Source organism: Frankia sp. BMG5.60, from assembly GCF_059428125.1.
The window spans coordinates 6,787,534-6,803,749 of the sequence record NZ_CM182091.1 but is presented as its reverse complement, the minus strand read 5'-3'; the positions used below and the strand labels follow the sequence as shown (position 1 = coordinate 6,803,749).

Here is a 16,216-nt window from a genome sequence, read left to right as displayed (position 1 = left end):
AAGGGAAGGCGTTGGGCGTGCGTTACCACGAGAAGGTCGAGGTGCACGGGCACCTCATGGACACCGGTGTACTGGCCCGGGTGCTCGACGACGTACTGGACTACGGCGGCGACTACCGGGTGGATCACATTGACCTGGGGCGCAGCCACGACGACGAGTCCCACGCGGTCATCACCGTCGGTGCCGAGACGCCGCGCCGGCTCATGCGCATCCTCATGCGCATCCAGGTCCACGGCGTGAACAAGGTCGAGGCGGGCACGGCGCGCTGCGAGGCCGCGGACCGCGACGGCGCCTTCCCGCCGGACTTCTACTCGACCACGAACCTGGAGACCGTCGTCCATCTCGACGGCCAATGGGTCCCGGTGGAACACCCCGAGATGGACTGCGGCCTGGTCGTCTCCGGCGGGCGGGTACGTACCGTCCCGGTGACGGACGTCCGCGCCGGCGACATGATCGTCTGCGGGGTGGACGGGGTGAAAGTCGTCCTGCCGGTCACCGACCACTCCAGCCGGATCTACGCCGAGTACGAGGCGCTCGGCGCACCGCTGCCGAGCTCCACCCAGCCGCAGGCGGTCCTGGTGAAGGCGATCGCCCGCCAGGTCCGCGAGGTCAAGGCCGAGGGCGCCCAGGTACTGTGGGTGGCCGGGCAGACGGTCGTCAGCACCGGCGCCGCGCCCGCGCTCGTCGCCCTGGTCGAGGCCGGCTACGTCGACGTCCTGTTCACCGGGAACGCGCTGGCGACGCTGGATGTGGAGGCGGCGCTCTACGGCTCCCCGCTCGGCCTCGGGCCGCTGCGCAGCGGCCGGGTGCAGCGAGGCAGCGAACAGCACATCCGCGCGATCAACGCGATCCGCCGCGAGGGCTCTATCCGGGCCGCGGTGGAGTCCGGCGTCCTCTCCCAGGGGATCATGCACGCGATGGTGAAGGCGAACAAGACCTTCGTGCTCGTCGGCTCCGTGCGCGACGACGGCCCGCTGCCCGACGTCCACACCGACGTGGTCGAGGGGCAGCGGGCGATGCGCGCGGCGCTACGCGGGGTCGGCTACGCGCTGATGGTCGCCAGCGCCCAACACTCCGTGGCCACCGGCAATATCCTGCCGGCCTCGATCCCGGTCGCCTGCGTCGACGTGAACCCGACGACGGTGCACGCCCTCACGGAACGCACCAGCGCACACGCCGTCGGGGTCGTCGCCGACACGGGCCTGTTCCTGGAGGAACTCGCCGTCGAGCTGGTGCCGGACTACCGCCCGGCCCGACCGGGGCCGGGCGGCCCGGGCGTCTGAACCAGGCTGCCCTGGTCCGGGCTGCTCAGATCCGGGCCGCTCGAATCCGGGCCGCTCAGATTCGGGCTGCTCAGATTCGGGCTGCTCAGATTCGGGCTGCTCAGATTCGGGCGAGGTCGGCGGCGCCGACCAGGCCGGCCTGGGAACCGAGCTCGGCGATGACCACCTCGGCCGTGGGCCGATGCGCGCGGCCGGGCACCGTCTGGGCGAACCGGTCCCGGGCCGGGCCGAGCAGCAGCTCACCGGAGTCGGAGACCCCGCCGCCGATGACGAAACGGTCCGGGTCGAGCACGGCGGTCAGGCTCGCCATGCCCTCGCCGAGCCAGTGGCCGATCTCGGTCAGGCAGCGGATCGCCGCCGGGTCGCCCTTGCGGGCCGCCTCGGTGACGTCCGGGCCGGTCAGCCGCTCGGCGTCACCACCGCACGCCTCCAACATCGCGGAGGCGGCGGACGGGTCCATCGCCGCGATCTGGCGGGCGGCGCGGACCAGCGCCCGACCGCTGGCGTACTGCTCCCAGCAACCGCGGTTACCGCACCCGCACAGGTGGCCGTCGGGCACCATCCGCATGTGGCCGGTCTCCGCGCCGATGCCGAACGCCCCGCGGTAGAGCTCGCCACCGAGGACGATGCCACTACCGATGCCCGTGCCCACCGTGAGGCAGACCAGGTCACGGCGCCCGCGACCGGCTCCGAACCGGTACTCGGCCCAGGCCATCGCGTTGGCGTCGTTCTCGACGACGACGGGCAGCCCGACGCGGCCGCTCACCTCGTCGCGCAGCGGCTCGTCCCGCCAGGCGAGGTTCGGGGCGAACAGAACCCGCGAGCGGTTCGCGTCGATCCAGCCGGCCGCGCCGATGCCGACCGCCTTCACCTCGTAGTCGGCGCTGAGCTCCGCCACCACGGCGGCGATGGTGTCCGCGACCTCGGACGCCGAATGACCGGGAGTCGGCCGCCGAACTGACGCCAGGACGGTGCCGGCGCCGTCGACGACGCCGGCGGCGACCTTCGTCCCACCGACGTCCACGCCGATCGTCAGGCCCGCGGTGCGCCGATCGTCGTCGGCCGACGTGTCCGCGACGGCGGGCGGGAGGGGGCTGGGCGGGGCGTCCGAGCCCGCGGGACGGGCTGAGGAGGTGTCCGGGGTGCCGGGGCGATCCGAGTTACCGGGACGATCCGACCTGCTGGAAACATTGGTGCTCACGTGACATCGATCCTCTGGACGCGTGGTCTGGGCGCTGGGGCGGAACGGGTGCCCGCGGCGGCCCCCGGCCGCGGGTCCTGGTGGGCTGTGCGCCCCGCGCCCGGGGACGCGGGGGCGGCGGATTCGGTCTCGTCGCGGGCGTCGCCGGAGTGGGCGTCACCGGCGCGAGCTGTGCGGGCGTGAGCGGTGGCCGGGCGAGCGGTGCCGGGGCGAGTGGTGCCGGAGTAGGCGTCGAGGGCCACGCGGAAGGCCGCCGCCAGTGATTCCGCGGCGGTCAACAGGTGGCGGACCACCTCGGGCCGGTCCCCGGCGAACATCGCCAGCAGCCGGCACAACGGGCACAACGTGCAGGGCTGTCCGTGGCCCGCACTGACGCCGACGCCGAGCCCGCCGGCCGCGGCCCCGACACCGCCGGCGACGTCGGCGACGGCTTCCCACAGACGACCACCCGCCTCGGTGCCGGCCAGGCCCCGCAGGGCATCGACGAGCAGGGCCGCCTCGACCACGAGCGGCCCGGGCGGCGGTGGCCGGTCCTCCGAGCGGGTACCGCCGGCGCCGCCCTCACCAGGACCGCCACCTTGACCAGGGCCGCCGCCCTCACCAGGGCCGCCGCCCTCACCAGGACCGCCGCTCAGACCCGAGGCGCCACGCTGGGTGGGACCGCTGTCAGGGGTAGGACCGCTGTTAGGGGTGGGACCGTTGCTGGGAGTGGGACCGTCGGGGGGCGGGTCGGCCGGGACGGACGTCATGCCCGCACCCACTGGTCAGGGTCGGGCACGAACGAGACCACCAGCCGATCGCCGCGCAGCCGGGCGGCGCTGACGTCGCAGCGGCGCAGCGCCGCGGGCAGCGGGACCGCTCGGCGGAACGCCCCGACGGTGATGATCAGATCGTCACCCAGCCGGGCCAGGTCGATCTGGGAGCCGTCGACGAACGGAAGCCCGAATGACAGCGCGTATCCGTCGTCGGTGCGCTCGACCCGCGGCTGCTCGCCGGCCCCGGTCGGCGAGGCGCCGAGGACGCCCGCCGGGTCGAGCTCGCCGTAGGTCGCCGCGCCGAAGGCCGCGAGCTCCTCCAGGCCGACCGGCTCGCCGGCCCGGTAGGCCACCGGCAGGATCGGGGTCGGCGCGAACGCCCCGGTGATCTCGGCGAGCGCCTCGCGGTGGGCGGCGGCCCAGCCGGCCCGCCAGGCGTCCGCCCCGGCCGGCGAGAAGATCCGGTTGACGACCACGCCGTCAAGGGTGAAGCCGTGCAGCGACAGCGCGGTGAGGCTGCTGCGCGCCGCGGCCAGCGCCCCGCTCTCCGGGGTGAGCACCAGCCGGATGCTGGTGGCCGCGTGGTCGGTGAGGATCGCCCGCAGGTCCACCGCGGCGCGGTGCACCCGGGAGACGGTGTCGTAGGCGGGCGCGGCGAGGTTTCCCCACCGGCCGCCGAACGCGCCCGCCCACCCGAAGCCGGGCCGCAGCCAGCGGGCGAACGCACCGTCGGGCGGCAGCAGCCGCCGGCAGTACCACGACAGCGTCTCCGGGAAGGCGAGCAGCCGCAGCAGACCGGCGACCGGGCCACCGTCGACGATGACGACGTCGTGGTCGGCGCTGGCCAGCCCGTCACGCAGTTCGAGCAGGGTCAGCGTCTCGATGGCACCCGGCAGGAAGGCCAGCTCCTCGAGCTCGACCGGATCGACGTCGAAGGACGGCCAGGTGCCGGCCAGGACCTCGCGCACGGCCGGCCAGCGCGTGTCGACGGCGCGGCGCAGGTCGACCTGCTGGCCGGTCAGCCCGGGTTCGAGGTCGGTCGGGTCGGCGCCGACGGGGTGGTCAAGCGCGCCGGCGAGCCCGGCCGCCGGGTCGACGGACAGGACCAGGGTGCGATGACCCCGTTGCGCGGCAAGGATCGCGGTCGCCGCCGCCACCGTCGTGGTGCCGGCGCCGCCCTTCCCGGTGAAGAGCACACACCGCACGTGCGCTCAGCTCTCCACGTGCTTCTTGAGGTCCTTGAGAGCGGCATCCACGATGCCGCTCTGTACTTTCCGCCGGAGCAGGCCCGGAATTTTGATCTTGGTTTCGGCGGTGAGGTCGTAGGTGACCTCGGTGGTGCCGTCACCGAGGTCGCGCAGGGTGTAGCTACCGTCCTGCGACGACATCGCCTGCCCCTCGACCATGGACCAGGTGACCTGGACGTCGTCGGACCAGACGTACTCGTTGACGAACTCGTCCTTGACGACGACGGCGTTGATCCGGAAACGGGCGCGCCGGGGCCGGCCGTCCGGGCCGACGTCGAGCACCTCGGCTTCCTCGATCTGGCCGACCCAGGTCGGGTACGCGGGGATGTCGGCGATCGCCCCCATCACCGCGGCGGGCCTGGCGTTGATGACGATGGTCGATCGGGCGTGGTCCGCCATGGAGAGCAGCACCTCCACATTCGTCAAGCGCGTCTGAAGGAGCACGGCGTCGCCGGCCCACCGGCAACCCGGATCTCTCCGGGATCCCGGATCATTCCCCGACCGATCGCCTGAGGCTACCGGAACCTGGGCCACATCTCGCCCAGCGGCTGGCTACCACTCGAGGACGAACGGGGTACCTCGGGCGTTGAAATGACCGACGTTCACGCAACGCGTTCCGTCGATCTCCAGACTGCTGGTGAGGGGCTGATGAACGTGCCCGAAGAGCACGTAGCGCGGCCGGGTGGCGTGAATCGCCTCGAGGATCGCGACGCTGCCCCGCTCGAAGCGCCGGGCCTGGACGTCATAGACCAGCTCCGGCAGATGCGGGGGAATGTGGCAGCACAGAACGTCCACCTCGCCGATGGCGGCCACCTTCGCGGCGTAGACGTCGTCGTCGATCTCGTACGGCGTGTGCATCGGCGTCCGCAGCCCGCCGCCGACGAAGCCGAACCGCCAGCCGCCGATCGTTGTGGTCTGCCCGTCCAGCAGGGTGATGCCGTCGCGCAGGTAGTCGGGGTAGAGGTGGGGCAGGTCGACGTTGCCGAACGTCAGGTAGGTCGGGGTGGGGAAGGCGGCGAACAGCCGCTCGTACTGCCGGCGGATCGCCGCCTCGACGATCTCGGCTCGGTCGCCGTCGAGACGTGCCCACAGCGAGCGCGACCACTCCCGCGCCTCGTCGAAGCGCTGCGCGGTGCGCAGCTCCACCATCCGGCCGACGGCCTCGGCGCCGAACAGATCACCCATGATCCCCCGGCTGTGGTCGCGGTAGTCGATGAACAGGATGAGGTCACCGAGGCAGATGAAGACGTCGGCGCCCTCGGCGGCGGCGGGCAGCGCGTCCGCCCGTCCGTGCACGTCGCTCACCACGTGGACCCGCATACCAGGAAGCTTAGGCGGCGGCGAGGGACATCCGGCCCGGTCCGGACAGGTCGGTCGGCCGGCACCGTGGTGCCGTGCGACACCCGCGCCGCGAGCGGGCGACACCCCCGTCGCGAGCAGCCACCATCCGTACGCGGACGGGTCGCGCCCCGCCATCGTCGGCCGCACGGTCGCCAGCATCCGGCCCGCCCGCTAACGTCTGGTGCCCTGAACGGTCATCCGCCGTTCGGCGGCCTCGTCATCCGGCGGGCGCCCGAGGGCATCCGGTAGGACGCACGAGAGCACCTGGTAGGAGTAAGCAGTGCGGGAGTACACCTCTGCGCCCCTGGTCACCATCGAGGACAATGCGACACTGACGGACGCGGTGTTCCGGCATGCCGCCGCCCATCCGGACAAAATCCTCATTCGCCACAAGGTGGCCGAAGAGTTTGTCGGGATGACGACCCGCGAGTTCCACGACCACGTGGTGGCCACCGCCCGGGGACTCATCGCGCGCGGGGTGGAAACCGGTGGACGGGTGGGGATCCTCAGCCACACCCGCTTCGAGTGGACCGTGGTCGACTACGCCGCCTGGGCGGTCGGCGCCGTCTGCGTACCGATCTACGAGACGTCCAGCCCGAGCCAGATCGAATGGATCCTCCGGGATGCGGGGATCGAACTGCTCGTCGTCGAGAACGCCGAGCTCGCCGCGCGGGTCGAGCAGGTCCGCGGCGAGGCGCCAGCCCTGCGCGACGTGCTCGTCCTCTCCGACGGCGCGCTGGCCACCCTCGCCGCGGACGGCGCCGGCGTCGACGAGGACCGGCTGGCCGCGGCGCGCGCGTCCCTCGGTGCCGACAGTCTCGCGACGATCATCTACACCTCCGGCACCACGGCGCAGCCGAAGGGCTGCGAGATCACCCACCGGGCGCTGCTGTTCACCGCCGAGTCGTCCATCGCCATGCTGCCGGAGGTGTTCGCGCCGGGCTGCTCCACGCTGCTGTTCCTGCCGCTGGCCCACGTGTTCGCCCGGATGCTGCAGGTGGGCCTGGTACAGGGGGCCTTCGAGCTCGCCTACACCCCGGACTCGCGCACCCTGCTGCCGGACCTGGCCAAGGTGCGGCCCAGCTTCCTGCTCGCCGTCCCCCGGGTCTTCGAGAAGGTGCACGCCGGCGCGCGGCTCAAGGCGCACGACGAGGGCAAGGGCCGCATCTTCGACGCGGCCGAGAACACCGCCGTGGCCTACAGCGAGGCCCTCGACCGCGGCGGCCCCGGGCTGCTGCTGCGGCTGCGGCACCGGCTGTTCGCCGCCCTGGTGTATGGCAAGCTGCAGGCGGCGCTGGGTGGGCGGGCCCGGTACGCGATCAGCGGCGGGGCACCGCTGGGCCCGCGGCTCGGCCATTTCTTCCGCGGCATCGGCTTCACCGTGGTGGAGGGCTACGGCCTGACGGAGACCTCGGCACCGGCGGCGGCGAACCGCCCGCACTCGGTGCGGATGGGCACCGTCGGGCAGCCCCTTCCGGGGGTGACGATCCGGATCGCCGACGATGGGGAGATCCTCATCCGGGGCGAGCTGTTGTTCCGCGCCTACCACCACAACGAGACCGCGACGAAGGAGGCGCTCGACGCCGAGGGCTTCCTGCATACGGGCGACCTCGGCTCACTCGACGACGACGGCTACCTGCGGATCACCGGCCGGAAGAAGGAACTGCTGGTGACCGCCGGCGGCAAGAACGTCGCGCCGGCCCCGCTGGAGCACGTGATCCAGTCCCACCCGCTGGTCAGCCAGGCGATGCTCGTCGGCGACCAGCGCCCGTTCATCGCCGCGCTGGTCACCATGGACCCGGAGGCGTTCGAGCGCTGGCGCGACGGCGCCGGAAAGCCGGCCGGGGCGAGCGTCGCGGACCTCGTCGACGACGCCGGCCTGCGCGCCGAGGTGCAGCAGGCGATCGACGCGGCGAACGCGACGGTGTCGCAGGCCGAGGGCATCAAGAAGTTCGTGATCCTGCCGCAGGACTTCACCGTCGAGACCGGGGAGCTGACCCCGAGCCTGAAGGTCCGCCGCTCGCTGGTGATGGACCGCTTCGGCAGCGCCGTCGAGGGCCTCTACGCCGGCGCGCGCCGCCCCTGAGGCACCGGGCGGCCCCTGAGGGCGCCGTGCCCCGGCCGCGGGGCCCTCAGGTCGGGCCGGGTTGGCCGACGAGCAGCGAGCGCAGCTCGGCGGCGAGCACGTCCCAGCGCCAGCGCTGCTCGACCCACGCCCGCCCGGCGGCGCCCATCGACGCGGCCCGGTCCGGGTCGGCGAGCAGGTCCCCGACGGCTCGCTGCACCGCGCCGAGGTCGGTCCCGTCGACGACGAGACCGGTGCGCTGGTCAAGCACCGCGTCAGGGGCGCCGCCGCTGTTCCCGGCCACCACCGGCAGGCCGGTGGCCGACGCCTCCAGGTAGACGATCCCGAGCCCCTCCACCTCCAACCCCCCGAGCCGGGACCGGCACGGCATCGCGAACACGTCGCCGGCCGCGTAGTGCGCGGGCAGCTCCGCCCACGGCACCGAACCGGTGAACGTGACGTGCTCGGCCACGCCGCTGTCCCGGGCAAGCCGTTCGAGGTCCGCGCGGTGCGGACCGCCACCGACGACGAGCAGCGCCGCCTCCGGCACCCGGCGCCGCAGCGCCGGCAGGGCGCGCACGAGCATGTCCTGCCCCTTGCGGGCGACCAGCCGGCTCACGCACACCACCACCCGCCGTCCGGACAGCCCGTACCGGCGGCGGGTCTCCTCCCGCCCGGCGCCTGGGCCGAACAGCGTCGCGTCGACGCCGCTGGGCAGGCGGGCAAGCGCCGGATGGGCGCCGAGCGCGGGCCCGATCCTGGTCCGGGTGTAGTCGGTGAGGTAGGTGACGACGTCCGCGGTCGCGCCGATGCGGCGCAGCACCTGGCGCGCGGCCGGCAGCGCCGCCCAACCGACCTCGTGCCCGTGGGTGCTCGCCACGACGCGGCGCACCGCCGTGCCCCGGCGCAACCGCGTACCCAGCAACGCGAGCGGGGCGGCCGCGCCGAACCACACCGTGTCGCAGCCCTCCGCCCGGGCGATCTGGCGGGCCCGACGCAGGACGTCCGGGGTCGGCAGCATGAGCGAGGTCCGGTGGCGCACGACCGGGAAGCCCTGCGCGGCGTCGAACGCCGCGGCGCCCTCCCACGACGGGGCGTAGACAATGATCTCGCCGGCCGGCAGCCGGGCCGCGAAGTTGTGCACGTAGGCCTGGATGCCGCCCGGTCGCGGCGGGAAGTCGTTGGTGACGGCCAGGACGCGCATCCGCCCATGCTCTCCCACGCCGGCCAGCGGTCACCGCCCGGCTGGCTCCCCGCGCCCGCCCGCGCCGCCTACGCTTCCACCACGCCCCCCCACCACCACGCCCGCCACCACCACGCGAGGAGTCCCGCCAGGCGGAGCCACCGGGCGTCGCGGCGGGTCGTCGACCTGCGCCTCGACACGGCGGGCCGCTCAGCCGGCGCGGCGCGGCGGCCGGGCCGCCGGGCGTGCGGCATCGCCGGGCACGCGCTCGAGCACCGAGCCGGCCAGCGCCTCCAGCGGCGGCAGCAGGCCGGCGGCGGCCAGCACAGCAAGCGCGCGGCGCTCCTGCGCGTCCCACGCCAGGCCCCCGTCCGCGAACATGACGGTGACGACGCAATCGGCGCACCGGGCGCCGCGGCCGACACAGGAGTCGCAGTCGATCAGCATCGCACTCACCTTCCCGAGGTCCGGCCGGTGACGGCCGGCGGCGGCACAATCCGCGCACCGATGTCCCGACGTGATCGACGGTAGGACCCGGGTCCGACAATTTTCGGCGGCCGGCGGGCCAGCGCGCCCCATGCCCGGGAGAGCTGGAGCCCCCGTCCTGGCCTGGTTCCGAACCGCCTTCGTGACCTCAGGCAGTCGTTCGTCAATCTTTCCTGCTCCGCACCACCACTGCCGCAGCCCGCCAGCCGCCGGCCCGCCGGCCCGGTTTCGGCCAGAACGCGGCCAAATCATGCCGAGGCTTGGGTACGGTTTTTGCAATCGGGCGACGGGGCGGGTTCACCCGGGCGCAGGAATCGTCTAACGGTCGAGTCGCGCCAGCAGGGCCGCCGACGGCACCGCCCGTGCGCCGGCCGCGGCGCTGTTCTCCGCCACCTCCCGGTCGGAGGTGACGACGAAGACCGGCCGGCCCTGGGGCTCCATCCGGACCAGCCGGACGATCTCCTCGTCGGCGAGCTGGCCGGGACGGCTGAACAGCACCCGAACCCCCCGGGGCATCGTGACGCCGACCGGGCGGGCGACGACCGCGGTCGCGTCGAAGACGACCGTGACCTCGCTGTCCGGGTTGCGCCCGGCCAGCGCGCCAAGCCCGGACAGCAACCGTTCCCGCTGTGCCTGCAGGGTGAGCCGGCCGTAGCCGCGCTTGGTCACGTTGTACCCGTCGATGATCAGATGCACGCCGGGCACGGCGAGCACCTCGTCGATGAGGGTCGGATCGTCGTCGGGCCGCCCGCGAGCCCCGACGAACGCCTGCGGCGCGCTGCTCGGCCCGTCGCCGCCGCGAGCGAGCAGGTCCGCCGGCCGGGCGACCATCGTCGGCAGATCGAGTTCGCGGCGCACACCGTGAGCCGAGGCGATGAGCGTGTCGAGCAGGACGCGCATGCGGGCGTCGTCCACGCTGCGGGAGTCTCGGGAGTCCCGCCGCGCGGCGGCCAGGGCGCTCTCCAGCTCGGCGACCCGACCACGCAGCCGGCGCACCTCGACCTCGGCGTCACGACCGGCGGTGAGTGCCGCGTCGCGCGCCGTCTCGGCCTCGACCACCGACTCCCGCGCGGCCTGCTCGGCACGGCGGATCCGATCCGATGACGCCCGCAGCCGCCGCCGGGTCTCCTCCGCCTCGGCGCGGGCCGCCGCGAGGCGCTCACGCAACTGCCCCAGCTCAGCGGCGGCGCTGCGCTCGTTCGCGGCGAGCTGCTCGGTGAGCCGGCGGATCGTCCGTTCGGCCTCGTCGGCCCGACCGCGGACCTCCGCCTCCGCGGCCGAGGCCGAGGCCAGCTCGACCAGCTCGGGCCAGTGCGGGACGCGCAGCAGGTAGGCCACCGCGGCGACCTTCTCCGGCGGGGCGGCCGGCGGAGGCCCACCGGCGGAATCGGCGGCCTCGGCCAGCTCCGGCTGGTGCCGGCGGATCCATTCGGCGACGCGGCCGCGAAACACCTCGTTGTCGACGGCGGCGGCCAGCGGGATCGCGCCCGCCCTCGCCCGCCGGGACGCCTTGAACCGGCGCACCGCGACGAGCGACGGCGGCACGTCGGACTCGGGTAGATCGGCGAGTGTCTGCGCGGCGAGCTCGATGACGTACTCCCGCACGGACGTCGGCAGCGGGCCCGTCACCGCCTGCTCCCAGCAGGGTCGGCCGCCGCGGACACAGTCCGGACGGACGGCGTCGAGGACACGACCGACGCAGCACCGACCATCCCGGCGGCGGGCCGGTGGGAGAGGTCACCCGGCGTGGTCGGAGCACCGACCGGGGCGGTCCGCGGTCCGGACGCGGGCAACGCGGGTTCAGACCGCGCGCGGGAATGTCCGTCAGCGTCCGGATGGCGCGGGAAAGCCGACGGGCCGCGTCTCCGACGGCGCCTCCGACCGGCCAGACAGCAAGGCACGTGGGGACTCCGGAGCCGACGGGAAGAACGATGAAGGTACAGCCTATCGAGAGAGCTCAGAGGGCTCACGCGGACCACCGGTGTGGGATCTAGGACCGGTGAGCCGCGCCGGGGCGGGCATTGTCTCACGGGAAAGCCGGCTTATGTAGCCTCGCGTGGTGCGTTCCCCAGCGTGCGATTTATTCCAAACGCGGCCCTGGCTGCGCCGGAGAGGACCATCGTGACCGACCAGAACCCCCCTCGCCAGCCCCCCGGCGGTGACGGGAGCCAGGAGACGTGGAAGCAGCCGAGCAATCCCTGGCACCAGCCCGCAGAGACACCGGGCGGCGGCGCGGCGTCCGGCCCGTCCGGCCCGTCCGGCTCGACACCCCCGCCGGCCCCGCCCTGGGGCACCGCCCCGGACCAGTCCGACGAGCAGACCCGGTTCGCCTGGTCCGCCGACACCCCCGCCGCGCCGGGCGGGACCTCCCCGAGCGGACCGCAGGCCCCCGGGCCCGCCACCGCCGGGCAGCCGTGGGCGACAGGATCGCGTCCCGGTGGGGAGCAGTCCTGGCCGCCGCCGCAGCAGCCCGGCGGCGGCTCCGCGGGCTGGGGGCAGCCCGACGTGGGGCAGCCCGGCGTGGCGCAGCCCGGCGTGGCGCAGCCCGGCGTGGGGCAGCCCGGCGTCGAGCAACCGGGCTGGGGGCAGCCCGGGGTCGGCCAGCAGGCACCCGACCACCACCAGGGCTGGGGGCAACCCGGTGGGGGGCAGCCGGGCGCGGACCAGCAGGGCTGGGGACAACCGGGCGGGTGGCCCCAGGGCGGCTACCCGCCCGGTGGCACGGGCGCCTACCAGGGTGGCCCGACGTACCAGCAGGGGCCGGGAGGCTACCCGGGCGCGCCGGGCCCGTACCAGCAGAACCCGCCCGGTGGCTGGCAGCAGGGCGGCGGCTGGCAGCAGGGCGGCGGCTGGCAGCAGGGCGGCCCGCCCCCTGCGCCGCAGCGGCGCCGCAACCCGCTGTTCGTGATCGTGCCGCTCGCCGTCGTCGCCGCGATCGTCGTCGGGGTGGTGATCGCGCTCGCGGTGGGGGGCGACGACTCGAACGATCTCTCCGCGCCGGTACCGGCACCGTCGTTGAGCGCACCCGGGCTGCCGGGACCGACGCCGGCCGTGCCGAGTGCCACCGCGACCGGGCCGATCGGCGTCTCGAACTGCGTCGCGGTTACCCCGCAGGGCGCGCCGGGGGCCGGCGCGGCGGCCATCGGCGGCTCGGGGACCGTCGTCGGCGAGGCGAACTCCTCCGTCAGCGACTTCGAGGCACGGGTGACCCTCAACAGCGTCTGCTCGACCACCGGCAAGGTGACCGAGTACGGCGACCCGCCGACCCAGGGTGCCTACTACGTGCTCAACGTGACGGTCGAAGTGAGCCGCGGGGACACGTCCGCCTCCCCGTCGGACTTCTACATCCAGACCCCGGACGGGACGCGCTACGACGGCAGCTACGACAACGTGGAGCCGCGGCTGTCCGCGTCGACGGTGAAGGCCGGCCAGAAGGTGCGTGGCAACGTCGTCATCGACGCGCCGCCCGGGCACGGCCTGCTGCACTGGGAGCCGCTGTTCGCGGTCAGCCCGGCCACGTTCCAGCTCTGAGCCCGCCCCGGGCACACCGGGTGAGGTGGACCATCGCCGGCTCCACCCCACCCGGCCGCGCGTCAGCCGACGGCGGCGCGGATCCGCTGCGCCACGGCGTCGAGCTCGGCCGAGTCGGGGTCGTGGTCGGCGAGCGTGAAGTCGATCTGCGTCTCGTTCTCGATGGGCAGCAGGTGCACATGCACGTGTGGCACCTCCAGCCCGGCGACGAGCGCCGCCACCCGCCGAGGCCGGAACGCGGCGTCGATGGCCCGACCGACCGTCGCGGCGGCGGTCCACAGCGCCGTCTGGACGTCGTCGGGCAGGTCGATCCAGTGGTCGATCTCGGCGCGCGGGACCACCAGCGTGTGGCCCGGCCGGATCGGCGCGATCGTCAGGAACGCCACCGCGTACTCGTCGGAGTACACGATGCGCCCGGGAAGCTCGCCGTTGATGATCCGGGTAAAGACGCTCGGCATGGCTCACGACCCTATCGACCCGGTCATCAGCCCGCCGACCGGTCATCGGGGGACCGGCCATCAATCAGTGGACCGGTCATCAGACGAAGGGCCGGGCGAAGCCGGTCGGTCCGGCCGTCATCACCCGGAACTCGTTGCCCTCCGGATCGGACAGGACGTACCCGCGCTCCCCGTCGTCGTCGTACCGGGAGACCCGGCGGGCACCGAGGGTCGACAACCAGCCGATGACCCGCTCGGCGTCGACCGCGTAGAGGTCGAGATGCAGCCGGCTGGGACCGCCGCCGCCGCGGGCTCCCGGCCGCAGCAACAGCTTCGGCCCCGCCCCGGCGGGATGACGCAGCAGTGCCGCGTCGTCGTCGCGCCGGTCCACCTCGTAACCCAGCGCAGCGGACCAGAAGCGCACCATCACGTCCACGTTCGCGCAGTCCACTGCGACCCGCCCCACCCGAATGCCGTTCGTTTCAAACCACGCCACCTGCGCATGATTTCGCATTCCAGGCGGGTTGGCCTGCCGAGTGGCCGCCGCGTGTCTCCGGCGTGGCGCCACAAGGGGCGCGGGAGAGCCCCGACGGGACCACAATGACACCCGCAGCGGGACCCACCACGTCCCTGCCGACGCCTCCCCCGCCTCCCGCGTCCCGAGTGCGGAACCCGACCCATGGCAAAACTGTCGGCGGCGGGGCTTACCGTGACGCCGTGCGCCCGGACCCCGCCCCCACCGACCACTCCCCCGCCGACCGCTCCGGCGCCGGCCCCGGTCTTCACGCCGGCCTGGCGCGGGCGGCCAGCCCGGCTGTCGAGTCCCCTCGGCCCCGCGCCGCCCCCGCTGGCGTGGGCGTGGCCGGTGGCGTCCCCGCGCACCGCCAGACCAGCCTCGACGACCTCGGCCGGCCGCTGTCCGATCTGACGTTCGTCGTGGTCGACCTGGAGACGACGGGGACCTCGGTGGCGACCGGTGAGATCACCGAGATCGGCGCGGTGCGGGTGCGCGGCGGCGAGGTGCTCGCGGAGATGTCCACCCTGGTCCGCCCGAGCGTGGGCATCCCGCCGATGGTCTCGGTGATCACCGGGATCACCGACGCGATGGTGGCGACGGCCCCCGCGGAGGCGGAGGTGGTGCCGACGTTCCTCGAGTTCGCCCGCGGTGCGGTGCTGGTCGCCCACAACGCGCCGTTCGACCTCGGCTTCCTTCGGGCGGCGGCGCAGCGCTGCGGCTACCCGCCGCCCGCCTGGGAGCATCTCGACACCCTGCGCATCGCGCGGCGGCTGGTCAGCCGCGACGAGGCCCCCGACTGCCGGCTCGCCTCGCTGGCCCGGCTGTTCCGCAGCTCGACCGAGCCCTGCCACCGCGCGCTGGCCGACGCCCGGGCCACGGTGGACGTGCTGCACGGGCTGTTCGAGCGGCTCGGCAACGCCGGCGTGCGCACGCTGGAGGAGCTGCACGAGTACAGCGCCCGGGTCTCCCCGGCCCAGCGACGCAAGCGGCACCTCGCTGACGCGCTGCCGACCGGTCCGGGCGTCTACATCTTCCGGGACGCCGACGGGCGGGCCCTCTACGTCGGCACCTCGCGTTCGGTCCGGTCCCGGGTGCGCACGTACTTCACGGCGAGCGAGCCCCGCACTCGGATGGCCGAGATGGTGGCGCTGGCCGAGCGGGTGGACGCCATCGGCTGCGCGCACGCCCTGGAGGCCGAGGTGCGGGAGCTGCGGCTGATCGCGGAGCACAAACCGCCGTACAACCGCCGCTCCCGCTTCCCGGAGCGCACCGTCTACCTCAAGCTCACCGACGAGCCGTTTCCCCGGCTGTCCCGGGTGCGCGCCGCCCGGGACGAGGCGACCTACCTCGGTCCGTTCGCCAGCACCCGCGGCGCCGACGACGCCGCCGACGCGCTGCTCGCCGCGGTGCCGCTGCGCCAGTGCACCGGCCGGCTCTCGCCACGCGCCCGCCGTCCCGCCTGCGCCCTGGCGGACCTGGGCAGGTGCGGGGCGCCCTGCGACGGCCGGGAGGAGGTCGCCGCCTACGCCCGCCACGTCGCCGCCGCCCGGGCGGCCATCACGGGCGATCCGGGGCCGGTCATCGCGGCGTCGACCCGCCACATCGACCGCCTGGCCGGCGACCGGCGCTACGAGGAGGCGGCCGTCCACCGCGACCGGATGGTGTCGTTCGTCCGCGCCGCGGCCCGCGGTCAGCGGCTGGCAGCGCTGACCCGCATCCCGCAGCTCGTCGCGGCGGCGCCGACCGCGCAGGCCGGCTGGGACCTGGCCGTGGTCCGTCACGGCCGGTTGGTGTCCGCGGTGACCGTGGCCCCCGGCATCGACCCGCGGCCCTGGGTCGACGCCGCGGTCGCCAGCGCCGAGACGGTGCAACCACAGCCGGGCCCCGCGCCGTGCGCCTCCGTCGAGGAGACCGAGCGGATCGCCCGCTGGCTGGCCGGTTCCGGCGTGCGGCTCGTGCGCCTCGACGGCGAGTGGAGCTGGCCGGCGGCGGGTGCCATCCGCGACGCGCTGCGCTACGCCGACGTGCACCGCTCTCCCGACAGCCCGGAGCAGGCGGCCGGCCGGCGCGCCGAGGGCCAGCGCCCCCGCCGCTGACCACCCCCGCTGCCACCCGTCGCCGCCGCTGACCGCCCCGGCGGGCCGGGAGGCGCGGCAAAGGCCGCGGGGCC

General features: G+C 74.4%; 14 protein-coding genes. 4 read left to right on the top strand and 10 right to left on the bottom strand.

What is annotated here, in order from left to right:
* Positions 1 to 17: 17 nt before the first annotated feature.
* A complete protein-coding gene (locus AC5R91_RS27920) occupies positions 18 to 1,283 on the top strand; it encodes an ornithine cyclodeaminase family domain (protein ID WP_495394255.1) in 1,266 nt (421 codons plus the stop codon).
* A gap of 100 nt (positions 1,284 to 1,383) precedes the next feature.
* Here the strand turns inward: AC5R91_RS27920 and AC5R91_RS27915 are convergent, their stop codons facing one another.
* The 5 genes from AC5R91_RS27915 to AC5R91_RS27895 form a co-directional block, all read right to left on the bottom strand.
* The gene (locus AC5R91_RS27915) at positions 1,384 to 2,484 is read right to left on the bottom strand and encodes an ROK family glucokinase (RefSeq protein WP_495394254.1); all 1,101 of its coding nucleotides are present in this window, start codon (positions 2,482 to 2,484) and stop codon (positions 1,384 to 1,386) included.
* Positions 2,481 to 3,233: a hypothetical protein gene (locus tag AC5R91_RS27910; RefSeq protein ID WP_495394253.1), complete on the bottom strand. Its 753-nt coding sequence runs from the start codon at positions 3,231 to 3,233 to the stop codon at positions 2,481 to 2,483. The genes AC5R91_RS27915 and AC5R91_RS27910 overlap by 4 nt, the downstream gene beginning before the upstream one ends.
* Positions 3,230 to 4,444 (bottom strand): ArsA family ATPase, encoded by a 1,215-nt coding sequence (locus tag AC5R91_RS27905; RefSeq protein WP_495394252.1) that lies wholly within the window; start codon positions 4,442 to 4,444, stop codon positions 3,230 to 3,232. Before AC5R91_RS27905 ends, AC5R91_RS27910 begins: the two co-directional genes overlap by 4 nt.
* A 6-nt stretch (positions 4,445 to 4,450) precedes the next feature.
* Positions 4,451 to 4,885 (bottom strand): SRPBCC family protein, encoded by a 435-nt coding sequence (locus AC5R91_RS27900; protein ID WP_009742916.1) that lies wholly within the window; start codon positions 4,883 to 4,885, stop codon positions 4,451 to 4,453.
* 153 nt (positions 4,886 to 5,038) lie between these two features.
* Positions 5,039 to 5,806, bottom strand: coding sequence for a metallophosphoesterase family protein (locus AC5R91_RS27895; RefSeq protein ID WP_495394251.1), 768 nt, complete (start codon positions 5,804 to 5,806; stop codon positions 5,039 to 5,041).
* Positions 5,807 to 6,107: 301 nt separating this feature from the next.
* Between AC5R91_RS27895 and AC5R91_RS27890 the strand changes: the two genes are divergently transcribed.
* On the top strand, positions 6,108 to 7,913 hold the full coding sequence (locus AC5R91_RS27890; RefSeq protein ID WP_495394250.1) for an AMP-dependent synthetase/ligase: 1,806 nt from the start codon (positions 6,108 to 6,110) through the stop codon (positions 7,911 to 7,913).
* A gap of 46 nt (positions 7,914 to 7,959) precedes the next feature.
* Here AC5R91_RS27890 and AC5R91_RS27885 read toward each other — a convergent pair whose 3' ends face one another.
* From AC5R91_RS27885 to AC5R91_RS27875, 3 genes are all read right to left on the bottom strand, one after another.
* A complete protein-coding gene (locus AC5R91_RS27885; protein WP_495394249.1) occupies positions 7,960 to 9,096 on the bottom strand; it encodes a glycosyltransferase family 4 protein in 1,137 nt (378 codons plus the stop codon).
* 189 nt (positions 9,097 to 9,285) lie between these two features.
* Positions 9,286 to 9,522, bottom strand: a complete 237-nt coding sequence (locus AC5R91_RS27880; protein ID WP_495394248.1) for a hypothetical protein — start codon at positions 9,520 to 9,522, stop codon at positions 9,286 to 9,288.
* A gap of 357 nt (positions 9,523 to 9,879) precedes the next feature.
* Positions 9,880 to 11,190: an NYN domain-containing protein gene (locus AC5R91_RS27875; protein WP_495394246.1), complete on the bottom strand. Its 1,311-nt coding sequence runs from the start codon at positions 11,188 to 11,190 to the stop codon at positions 9,880 to 9,882.
* A 492-nt stretch (positions 11,191 to 11,682) separates the two neighbouring features.
* Here AC5R91_RS27875 and AC5R91_RS27870 point away from each other — a divergent pair, with 492 nt between their 5' ends.
* Positions 11,683 to 13,092 carry a DUF4352 domain-containing protein gene (locus AC5R91_RS27870; RefSeq protein ID WP_495394245.1) on the top strand — a complete coding sequence of 470 codons (1,410 nt, stop codon included), beginning with the start codon at positions 11,683 to 11,685 and terminating at the stop codon, positions 13,090 to 13,092.
* Positions 13,093 to 13,154: 62 nt separating this feature from the next.
* On the opposite strand, the gene AC5R91_RS27865 is transcribed toward AC5R91_RS27870, so the two are convergent.
* Together AC5R91_RS27865 and AC5R91_RS27860 are read right to left on the bottom strand one after the other, a co-directional pair.
* Positions 13,155 to 13,550, bottom strand: a complete 396-nt coding sequence (locus AC5R91_RS27865) for an HIT family protein (protein WP_495394244.1) — start codon at positions 13,548 to 13,550, stop codon at positions 13,155 to 13,157.
* 79 nt (positions 13,551 to 13,629) lie between these two features.
* Positions 13,630 to 14,043 carry a VOC family protein gene (locus AC5R91_RS27860; RefSeq protein WP_495394243.1) on the bottom strand — a complete coding sequence of 138 codons (414 nt, stop codon included), beginning with the start codon at positions 14,041 to 14,043 and terminating at the stop codon, positions 13,630 to 13,632.
* Positions 14,044 to 14,381: 338 nt separating this feature from the next.
* On the opposite strand from AC5R91_RS27860, the gene AC5R91_RS27855 reads away from it, so the two are divergent.
* Positions 14,382 to 16,142, top strand: a complete 1,761-nt coding sequence (locus AC5R91_RS27855; protein WP_495398077.1) for a DEDD exonuclease domain-containing protein — start codon at positions 14,382 to 14,384, stop codon at positions 16,140 to 16,142.
* Positions 16,143 to 16,216 lie beyond the last annotated feature (74 nt).

Coding starts and splice junctions, on each gene's coding strand:
- AC5R91_RS27910 (WP_495394253.1), bottom strand. CDS start 3,233: ATGACGTCCGTCCCGGCCGACCCGCCCCCCGACGGTCCCACTCCCAGC.
- AC5R91_RS27900 (WP_009742916.1), bottom strand. CDS start 4,885: ATGGCGGACCACGCCCGATCGACCATCGTCATCAACGCCAGGCCCGCC.
- AC5R91_RS27895 (WP_495394251.1), bottom strand. CDS start 5,806: ATGCGGGTCCACGTGGTGAGCGACGTGCACGGACGGGCGGACGCGCTG.
- AC5R91_RS27885 (WP_495394249.1), bottom strand. CDS start 9,096: ATGCGCGTCCTGGCCGTCACCAACGACTTCCCGCCGCGACCGGGCGGC.
- AC5R91_RS27880 (WP_495394248.1), bottom strand. CDS start 9,522: ATGCTGATCGACTGCGACTCCTGTGTCGGCCGCGGCGCCCGGTGCGCC.
- AC5R91_RS27865 (WP_495394244.1), bottom strand. CDS start 13,550: ATGCCGAGCGTCTTTACCCGGATCATCAACGGCGAGCTTCCCGGGCGC.
- AC5R91_RS27860 (WP_495394243.1), bottom strand. CDS start 14,043: ATGCGAAATCATGCGCAGGTGGCGTGGTTTGAAACGAACGGCATTCGG.